The organism is Streptomyces sp. SID5910 (genome assembly GCF_009862125.1).
Classification (GTDB): domain Bacteria; phylum Actinomycetota; class Actinomycetes; order Streptomycetales; family Streptomycetaceae; genus Streptomyces.
Window position 1 is genome coordinate 1 of sequence record NZ_WWHX01000137.1, and the last position, 422, is coordinate 422.

1 protein-coding gene is annotated in these 422 nt (G+C 69.2%); it reads right to left on the bottom strand.

All coding sequences use genetic code 11. The annotated features are described in order from the left end of the window. The coding region (locus tag GTW67_RS04930; RefSeq protein ID WP_161163567.1) for a ketoacyl-synthetase C-terminal extension domain-containing protein at positions 1–422 on the bottom strand (422 nt) is incomplete at both ends.

Consider the following 422-nt stretch of genomic DNA (forward strand, 5'->3'; position numbering starts at 1 on the left):
GACACCACCCACGGCACCACGCTCGGCGAAGTCCCCGCAACCGGCGTCACCTCGACAGCCGGAGCCTGCTCCAGGATCACGTGCGCGTTCGTCCCACTGATACCGAACGACGACACACCCGCCCGACGGGGACGGCCGGTCTCCGGCCACGGCATGCCCTCCGTGAGCAGTTCCACGGCGCCGGCGGACCAGTCCACGTGAGTGGAGGGCTCGTCGACGTGCAGGGTCTGCGGCATCACTCCATGCCGTATCGCCAGCACCATCTTCATGATCCCCGCGACACCCGCAGCCGCCTGGGTGTGCCCGATGTTCGACTTGATGGAACCCAGCCGCAGCGGCCGGTCCTCGGGACGATCCTGGCCGTACGTCGCCAGCAGCGCCTGCGCCTCGATCGGGTCACCCAGCTTCGTGCCCGTACCGTG